A 7,904-nucleotide genomic window follows, 5' to 3' on the forward strand; every position below is an offset into this window, starting at 1 on the left:
GAAACGACTCAGAAAGCCTTAGCCAAGACTTGGGATTGTTTGGTTGTGCGACTCCGACGCTGTGGCGTTGATTGATGTTTGCCCGATCGTCAAGAACACAGGCTAATTTATAGAAGTATTAATCACATAAAATCAATGGTATTGCCCTCAGACACAGCCACTCTCAATAACAGCGACTGCGAACTAATTTACGCCCCCGGTTCGATTCAACCTCACGGCATCCTTTTGGTGCTGGAATCTCCTGTGTTGAAAATTTTGCAAGTTAGCAACAATACTTTTGAGGCTCTCGGCATTTACCCCGAAGAACTTTTGGGCAAATTTTTACAGGAATTTGTGGAGACTGAGGAAATTGAGGCTATTGAAAAAGCTTTATTTGAAAAAGACCAACAACGTAACGCTATCAGATTATCATTCAAACGTCAAAACCGCCAGTCTTTTTTTGAGGGGACGCTGCATCAATCTAGTTCAGCATTAATTGTTGAACTAGAGTCGGTTGTTTCCCCGAAAAAGAGCGATTCTTTCAATTGTTATAATTTAGTCCAAGAGCCGATCGACAAAATCCACAAAACACCAAACCTGCAAGTGCTGTGTCAGACAGCAGTTGCAGAAGTGCGGAGGATGATCGGTTTCGATCGAGCGATCGTCTATAAATTTGATGCCACCGGTGCGGGGGAAGTTGTCGCCGAAGACAAAGTAGAAAGTTTGGCTCCTTTATTCGGACTGCACTATCCGGCTACCGATATTCCCCCCCTGGCAAGAAACCTGTTCAACATGAATTTAATTCGGTTTATTCCCGATATTAACGGTCAGCCTGTAGAACTAATTCCTCACTGCAATCCGTTGACCGGTCGCCCCCTGGATATGGCCTGTTCTTTGTTGAGAACAGTTTCCCCTTGCCACGTTCAATATCTCAAAAATATGAACGTTGCCGCTAGCATGACCCTGACATTAATCAAAGATAAAAAAGTCTGGGGATTGCTCGCCTGTCACCATCCAACACGAAAGTATGTAAACTACGAAACAAGAACGGCTTGCGAAATGCTAGCAAAGTTTGTGAATCTAGAACTCAGCTACAAACAAGATAGCGAAGACTGGAAATATGCAATTTATTTAAAAGAAATTAGCCATAAATTTGTCACCAAAATTTCTCAATCACACAGCTTTGTCGAAGGTTTACTTAAATCCCAAGATGAATTGCTGGCATTAGTGGGCGCTACAGGTGGAGTTGTGTGTGCCAATGAAAATTTAACAACCATCGGCAAAACGCCGGAATTGGGAGATATCAAACAGTTAATTGCTTGGATAAAAACTCAAACAAATAATGATATCTTTCATACAGATTGTCTCTCTAAACTGTATCGACCATCCGATAAGTTTAAAGAAGTTGCTAGCGGTTTGCTGGTGCTTGCCATGTCCGAGATGCAAAATTATTACATTTTGTGGTTCCGTCCCGAAGCAATTCAAACTGTCAACTGGGCTGGTCAACCAGACGGGCCAATTGAATTTAAACCGGATGACAGCCGGCCGAGGTCTCCTCGCACTTCCTTTGAGTTGTGGCAAGAAACTGTGAGATCAAAATCTTTGCCTTGGCAGCGGTGCGAAATCGAAATAGCCCGAGAACTTCGAGTGGCGATTACTAGCATGGAGTTGCGAAAAACCAATCAGCAGCTTAGCTTAGCTTTGTCGGCTACCAAAATCGGATTTTGGGACTGGGACTTGCAGAAAAATCGCATTGTTTGGTCGAGGGAACACGAAGAGTTGTATGGGTTGGCACCGGGAACTTTTGGCGGAACTTATCAAAATTTTGCAGCTTGCGTTCACCCAGAAGATTTAAATAATATTCAGAATGTTATAAATCAGGCGATCGCCCAGCGAGGAGATTTCTGTAACGAAAACCGCGTGGTTTGGCCCGACGGCAGCATTCACTGGATTGAGGGGAAAGGTAAGTTTTTTTACAACGAAGCAGGCGATGCAGTGCGGATGGTGGGGACAGTTACAGAAATTACCGATCGCAAAGCTAGAGAATTACAGTTGCGCCTGTTGGAATCAGCAGTCACCACCACTAACGACGCCGTGTTAATTACGGAAGCTGAACCGATTCACGAACCGGGCCCGCGAATTCTTTATGTCAACCCAGCTTTCACGCGGATGACTGGCTATACGCTAGAAGAAGTTTTGGGCAAAACCCCGCGCATCTTGCAAGGAGAAAAAACAGACGGCGCCAGTCTCGATCGAATTCGGACAGCTTTGGAAACCTGGCAGTCGGTGCGGGTTGACTTGATCAATTACCGCAAAGACGGGACGGAATTTTGGGTAGAAATGAGCATTGTGCCCATAGCAGACGAAAATGGTGAGTTTACCCACTGGGTATCAGTGCACCGCGATATTAGCGATCGCAAACTTGCTGAAGCCGCCCTCCAACAGCTCAACGAACGGTTAGAAATGCGAGTTTTGCAGCGAACCAGAGAACTAGAAAGTTCTCAAGCAGAACTCCGGGAAAGTGAAGCTTTATTTCGCTCTCTGAGCGAGAGTTCCCCCGTGGGCATTTTCAAAATCGATACTGAAGGGAAATGTACCTATACAAATCCCCGCTGTCAAGCAATTGGCGGCTTCACGCCCGCAGCAGCTTTAGGAGACGGCTGGATGCAGTTTGTTCACCGCGAAGACATCCAACTAATTCTGTCAAAGTGGTCGAAATCGCGATCGCTAGATGGGGAATTTTCCTGCAAATTCCGCCACATCCAGCGAGACGGAACCATCCGGTTTTGTCGGCTTAAAACAGCTCCGATTTTTTCCGACAGATCTCAACTAATTGGTCACGTAGGCACAGTCACAGATATCACAGAAAGTCTGGCAATTGAAAAAATGAAAAATGAGTTTATTTCGATTGTCAGCCACGAACTGAGAACTCCGCTTGCCTCCATTCGCGGTTCTTTAGGTTTGCTGGCGGCTGGGGTACTGAAAAATAAACCGGAAACTGCCAAACAGATGTTAGAAATCGCTTCGAGCGATACCGAACGGTTAGTGCGTTTGGTCAACGATATTCTAGACTTAGAGCGGCTCGATTCGAGCCAAGTTATCCTCGTGAAGCAGTGGTGCGATGCCCAGGTTTTGATGCGGAAGTCTGCGGAAGCTGTGCTGTCTGTGGCTGCTGAAAATAACATTAATTTGTCGATTTTGCCCGAAACAGCCCAAATTTGGGCTGACCCCGACAGAATCGTTCAACTGCTGGTAAATTTGTTGAGCAATGCGATTAAATTCTCCGCTCCAGGGAGTACAGTAACTGTCAGGGTTGAAGATTTGGGCGATTCCCTACAGGATAGCTACGCTTCACGGGTTTTATTTGAAGTTAAAGATCGAGGGCGGGGGATTCCTGCAGATAAACTAGAAACTATCTTTGGACGGTTTCAACAAGTCGATGCTTCTGACTCCCGCCAAAAAGGAGGTACGGGTTTGGGTTTGGCTATCTGTCGCAGCATAGTACAGCAGCACGGCGGCAGAATTTGGGTCGAAAGTGTTGTCTCACAAGGCTGCAGTTTCTATTTCACAGTGCCTGCACCGTTGGAAGGCGAAGGGGGAAAAAGTTTGGAGGTTTGAGATTGCTTTGATCAGATCTCGCGAAAGCTAACTTTCCTCGCCACGCACGCCGTTAGGATGATTTTGGGAGGGCTATATGTCAATTTTTATGTTCTCGGTTTAAGTAGGTAAGTGGCAAAATATAGCAACCGCCAATAAAATTAGGACGTTCTTAATTGCTGAAATCCTTAATTTTCTTCCTTCTTCCTTCTTCCTTCTTCCTTCTTCCTTATTCCTTCTTCCTTCTTCCTTCTTCCTTCAACATCTGCTATATCTGTGAAGAAACCGGGTTGATGAGGCAGCGTGCGTAAGTCCTCTTTTGGTTTACCAGAAAGAATTGGTTTAAAGCCCCAAGCCTGATCGGGAGAAATTAAAAGAAGACTATTCATTACTCCAATCCTCTTCCTTCCAGGTAGAGGTCGCTATCCCAGGTCAACTGTCAACTGTCAACTGTCAACTGTCAACTGTCAACTGTCAACTGTCAACTGTCAACTGTCAACTGAAGATGATTAATTTAAAATTAGAGTTTTAATTATGTCAGCAAAGCGCATTCTGGTCATCGATGATGAAAAAAACCTCTGCAGCGTGATTCAGGCTTGTCTGGAACATTTAGGCGGCTGGATTGTACTAAGCGCGCCCGACGGCAGCCAAGGATTGCTGTTAGCTGAAACTCAACTCCCTGACGCTATTCTGTTAGATGTGATGATGCCGGATATGGACGGACTTACTCTGTTTGGTTTGCTGCAAAACAATGTGGCTACTCGGGGGATTCCGGTGATTTTCCTGACGGCTAAGGTGCAGGCGATGGATTTGAGCGAATTTGCTGATTTGGGGGTAGCGGGGGTGATTGCCAAGCCTTTCGATCCTTTGAGTTTGGCACAGCAAGTGGCGGAAATTCTGGGTTGGGAACCGTTGCTTTAAACTGAGAGAAAATGCGATCGCGTCATTGGTTATACCCCTTCAAAAATATCTTGCTACAATTTTCAATCTTATACCTATTATTAAAAGTCGCATATCTCTATAATGACAAGGCATCCCCGTGTCCCTACATATGCTCACTTACCAATTTATGTGTAGCCTTATTTTTCCGAATTGGTATTACTTTAAACTCGGATTTCCTAGAAGTTGCAAAGATGATCTCAGGGAGTAGGGGTTTTTTGTTACCTAAAAAGCCGATCGGCTATCACCGTATTTCAAAGGCAGAATAACTCCTCCAGAAGTTACGCACACTTGCCTCAAGAACGGGTTTTTTTAACGCGAAATCACAGATGTAGCGAAGTTTTTTGGTAAAAACCCCCCGTTTCTGCCTGCTAATCCAAGATTTACGCAGGCTTCCCTCAGAAACCGGGTTTTTTAAGCCAGGAACACAGATGCAGCTAAGTTTTTTGGTAAAAAACCCGGGTTTCTACCTAACTGTTGTAATCTCTGCTTCGGCAAAAGTAGATTTATCAAAAAAAATGATGGTCTTCATAATTTCCTCATATTTTTTAGATAAAGTTTACTCGAAGCTCTGGATCTGAAGGTCGATCGCACTTTCAGCACCATTCCGCTGCCAAAGATCGAACCTGTTGTCAGGAGAGTTCGGGGCAGTGATGGTACTTTCGATTAACTGGTGCCCCAGCACAATCAACCTAAATAAGTCAGGATCTAGGCCCTGCATACCAAACAAACTGGATTTTTTAACCGGGAAAAACGGAGTTTCTGCGCCAGTCCTCTAAGTGTTGGCAGGATAACTCAATGCTACAAAAATTAATAACTGAAGATGTGATTCGCGCTCTCGAATAACACGCCAAAAATAAGTCGGTCGTTTGATCAAGAGCCAAACTCGCAATTGCCACTAACAGGCAAAGCCAAGTCTCAGTAAGTTTTTGAAAGAGTGTGGAGATTTTTTAAATGTCTGATCAGCTATCTTATAAAGGTAACAACCAGATTCTGTGCTATTACGCAAATGTTACCAACCTAGTTCAGGTGCTTCGGATTGGGAACATTCCTAATTGGTACTTTGAAAGAGTGATGTTTCCGGGACAGCGACTGATGTTTGAAGCTGCTGCAGAAGCAGTCTTAGAAATTCACACTGGTACGGTGGCAAGTGCTATTTTATCGGACAAGATTCCCTGCTACGTGCTGCGGGTTATAGAAGAGGTAAGTTCCGAGTTTGAGCTGGTGATTACCGAAGAACGATTGGCGGTATTAGCCGGTTAAAATTCATGAGAAATCAGACGAGATCGAGAACGACCACAAAAATATTAGTTAACGAGTGTTTGGGGACGGGGAAAATGCAGAAAAATATTGTCAATATTACCTTAGCTGTAGTCACAGAGGAAGTAGAAATTATCTTGGAGTCTTATCCGAAGCACCCCTACCAACAAGCTTTTTCGCCTTCGGGATTGCGACAAGATTTAATTGCTTATGTGCTCAGCCGAGTTCCTAATAGATATACTGCGATCGACTCCGGCGAGTCTGTGTCAAACCAAACAGTCCAGGTTCGCTGTTCTTCAGAGCAGTTGCTACACATAGAAAATTTGATTCATACTGGCATTCGCGACGTGCTGCACAGCTATCACAAGATAGATTACCACCTGCCTGAAGAAGTTAAATTTGATTCGAGAGTTGCTAGTTGGTTTTGATAGTTTCTCGTAAATGAGGGAGACGCCGAGATTCTCGGCACTCTCGGTTGGGCGAGGTGGAATTGTGTACTGACTCGATGGTTCAAGACTTTTGGTAATCGCAGCAGCAGTTGCACGGGCCATTGGGATTGACAGCACAGCGCAGAATTTCCGATCGAGCATTAAAGCGACAGCTAGCATCTCCGATAACCCAGATGCCGCTTACAAAAGTTCTTTCCGTCGGCGGTGTGGCCGACTGCACATACAGGGCAATTTTTTGCAGTCGGTAGCGGCCGGATTTGAGTTGATAGCGGTGGTGGCGTTCCAAGACAGCGTAGGTTTCTCCCTCTAAATCTAGATAGTTCCCCGGTTGTGGCGTCCAATCCAGCCGAATGCTACCTAAATATTGGCGGGGGTGAGAGAGAATCACCTCTACGGGTAAAGTATTTTGTTCCACTTGGCGGTGCGTTCGCGAACTGAACTAAAGGGGCAAATAGTTGCCTAAACCGACATTTTCTTCATCTAGAAAGATAACTTCTTCTAGAGAGAGTAATTTCGGTTGAGGCGCTCAACTTAACTATAGAACCTTTGGCGATCGGGGGATAGCCGACTAACCAACAGGGTAGGAAATACGCTTCAACTCGCTTTAGGTAAGTGACATACTCCTACGCCAACTGAGTACAGTATGGTGTAGGCTTCTCAGCGACTCCAGCTATTGCTTCGGACATTGACTGAGCTTTAAGAACGGGATGACCCACCGCCCTATTTTTTATATTGATAGCTGCATTGTGATGACGGTCAAGACTACATCCACAATGTGGGTAGTCGTGCCATCTTTCATGCAGCTTTTTTGGTACTTTTTCACCGCAACTAGAGCAATCTTGTGAAGTATTGTAGGCACTTACTGTGACTACCAACTTTCCCAGCATTTACGGCTTTATTTGTGAGAATCGACAGAAAGCTTGACCACCCAGCATCTAACACAGATTTAGCTAGTTTTGTACGAGCGAGTCCCTTAACATTCAAATCTTCAACTACAACAACATCATATTTTTTCAAAAGATTATTAGCAGTTTTGAAATGAAAGTCTTTACGTTTATCCGCTACTTTCTTGTGACATTTCCCCAGTTGTTTAACTGCTTTTTGCCTGCGGTTACTGCCTTTTTTACGACGCGAGACTCGCTTTTGAATAGTTCGCAGGCGCTTTTGAGCTTTGCGGTAATGTTGAGGAATTGCCACAGTCTCGTTTTCTGATGTTGTCAAGAAATCCTTCAGCCCAACATCAATTCCAACAATCTTTTGAGGATTGAAATCAGGTTTAATCTCAGGGACTGTTGAATCTTCCAAACTGAGAGTGACATAGTACCCGTCAGCTTTTTTGGTAATAGAGACGGTTTTGATTTTGAATCCCTTAGGTATTGAACGGTGTAAAACAACTTTAACTTTTCCGAACATCGGCAAGTTAATTAAGTTGTTTTGCAAGCAACCGTCTTTAACTTGAGGATAAGTAAACGTGCGGTAACGACTACGCGGTTTAAATCTCGGTCTACCGTTAAACTAAGCGATTCCCTCACGAGAACCGCTCGTCTTCAAAACCGGACGTGAGACTGTCGGGTAAGAGAGCATACGTCGCCGTATCTCCCTCGTCGGGTAAGGTTCGAGCGTCGCCGCTCTCCCCTCCCCTGAGAACGCAGCATGAGAGTTTCCAACTCACTGCGCTCA

8 protein-coding genes and 1 pseudogene are annotated in these 7,904 nt (G+C 44.8%); 4 read left to right on the top strand and 5 right to left on the bottom strand.

Features of this window, described 5'->3' with window-relative positions; genetic code table 11:
* Positions 1-135 precede the first annotated feature (135 nt).
* Positions 136-3,597, top strand: coding sequence for a PAS domain S-box protein (locus tag QUA44_RS07585; protein WP_333249586.1), 3,462 nt, complete (start codon positions 136-138; stop codon positions 3,595-3,597).
* Between the two features lie 167 nt (positions 3,598-3,764).
* Here the strand turns inward: QUA44_RS07585 and QUA44_RS07590 are convergent, their stop codons facing one another.
* The gene (locus QUA44_RS07590; protein WP_333249588.1) at positions 3,765-3,965 is read right to left on the bottom strand and encodes a hypothetical protein; all 201 of its coding nucleotides are present in this window, start codon (positions 3,963-3,965) and stop codon (positions 3,765-3,767) included.
* A gap of 145 nt (positions 3,966-4,110) precedes the next feature.
* Here QUA44_RS07590 and QUA44_RS07595 point away from each other — a divergent pair, with 145 nt between their 5' ends.
* Positions 4,111-4,497 carry a response regulator gene (locus QUA44_RS07595; protein WP_333249589.1) on the top strand — a complete coding sequence of 129 codons (387 nt, stop codon included), beginning with the start codon at positions 4,111-4,113 and terminating at the stop codon, positions 4,495-4,497.
* A gap of 577 nt (positions 4,498-5,074) precedes the next feature.
* Here QUA44_RS07595 and QUA44_RS07600 read toward each other — a convergent pair.
* Positions 5,075-5,236, bottom strand: coding sequence for a hypothetical protein (locus QUA44_RS07600; RefSeq protein WP_333249591.1), 162 nt, complete (start codon positions 5,234-5,236; stop codon positions 5,075-5,077).
* 233 nt (positions 5,237-5,469) lie between these two features.
* On the opposite strand from QUA44_RS07600, the gene QUA44_RS07605 reads away from it, so the two are divergent.
* Both QUA44_RS07605 and QUA44_RS07610 read left to right on the top strand, forming a co-directional pair.
* Positions 5,470-5,778: a DUF1830 domain-containing protein gene (locus QUA44_RS07605; protein ID WP_333249593.1), complete on the top strand. Its 309-nt coding sequence runs from the start codon at positions 5,470-5,472 to the stop codon at positions 5,776-5,778.
* A gap of 74 nt (positions 5,779-5,852) precedes the next feature.
* Positions 5,853-6,203, top strand: coding sequence for a late competence development ComFB family protein (locus tag QUA44_RS07610; RefSeq protein ID WP_333309606.1), 351 nt, complete (start codon positions 5,853-5,855; stop codon positions 6,201-6,203).
* Positions 6,204-6,285: 82 nt separating this feature from the next.
* Here the strand turns inward: QUA44_RS07610 and QUA44_RS07615 are convergent, their stop codons facing one another.
* From QUA44_RS07615 to QUA44_RS07620, 3 genes and pseudogenes are all read right to left on the bottom strand, one after another.
* A complete protein-coding gene (locus QUA44_RS07615) occupies positions 6,286-6,639 on the bottom strand; it encodes a DUF6464 family protein (protein WP_333249596.1) in 354 nt (117 codons plus the stop codon).
* Between the two features lie 208 nt (positions 6,640-6,847).
* Complete coding sequence (locus tag QUA44_RS30660; protein WP_445243639.1) at positions 6,848-7,111, bottom strand: zinc ribbon domain-containing protein; 264 nt, start codon at positions 7,109-7,111, stop codon at positions 6,848-6,850.
* Positions 7,053-7,673: pseudogene (locus tag QUA44_RS07620) on the bottom strand (RNA-guided endonuclease InsQ/TnpB family protein); the annotation flags it as partial. The pseudogene QUA44_RS07620 and the gene QUA44_RS30660, both read right to left, overlap by 59 nt.
* Positions 7,674-7,904 lie beyond the last annotated feature (231 nt).

It is taken from the genome of Microcoleus sp. N9_A2, assembly GCF_036701775.1.
Taxonomy (GTDB): Bacteria; Cyanobacteriota; Cyanobacteriia; order Cyanobacteriales; family Microcoleaceae; genus Microcoleus.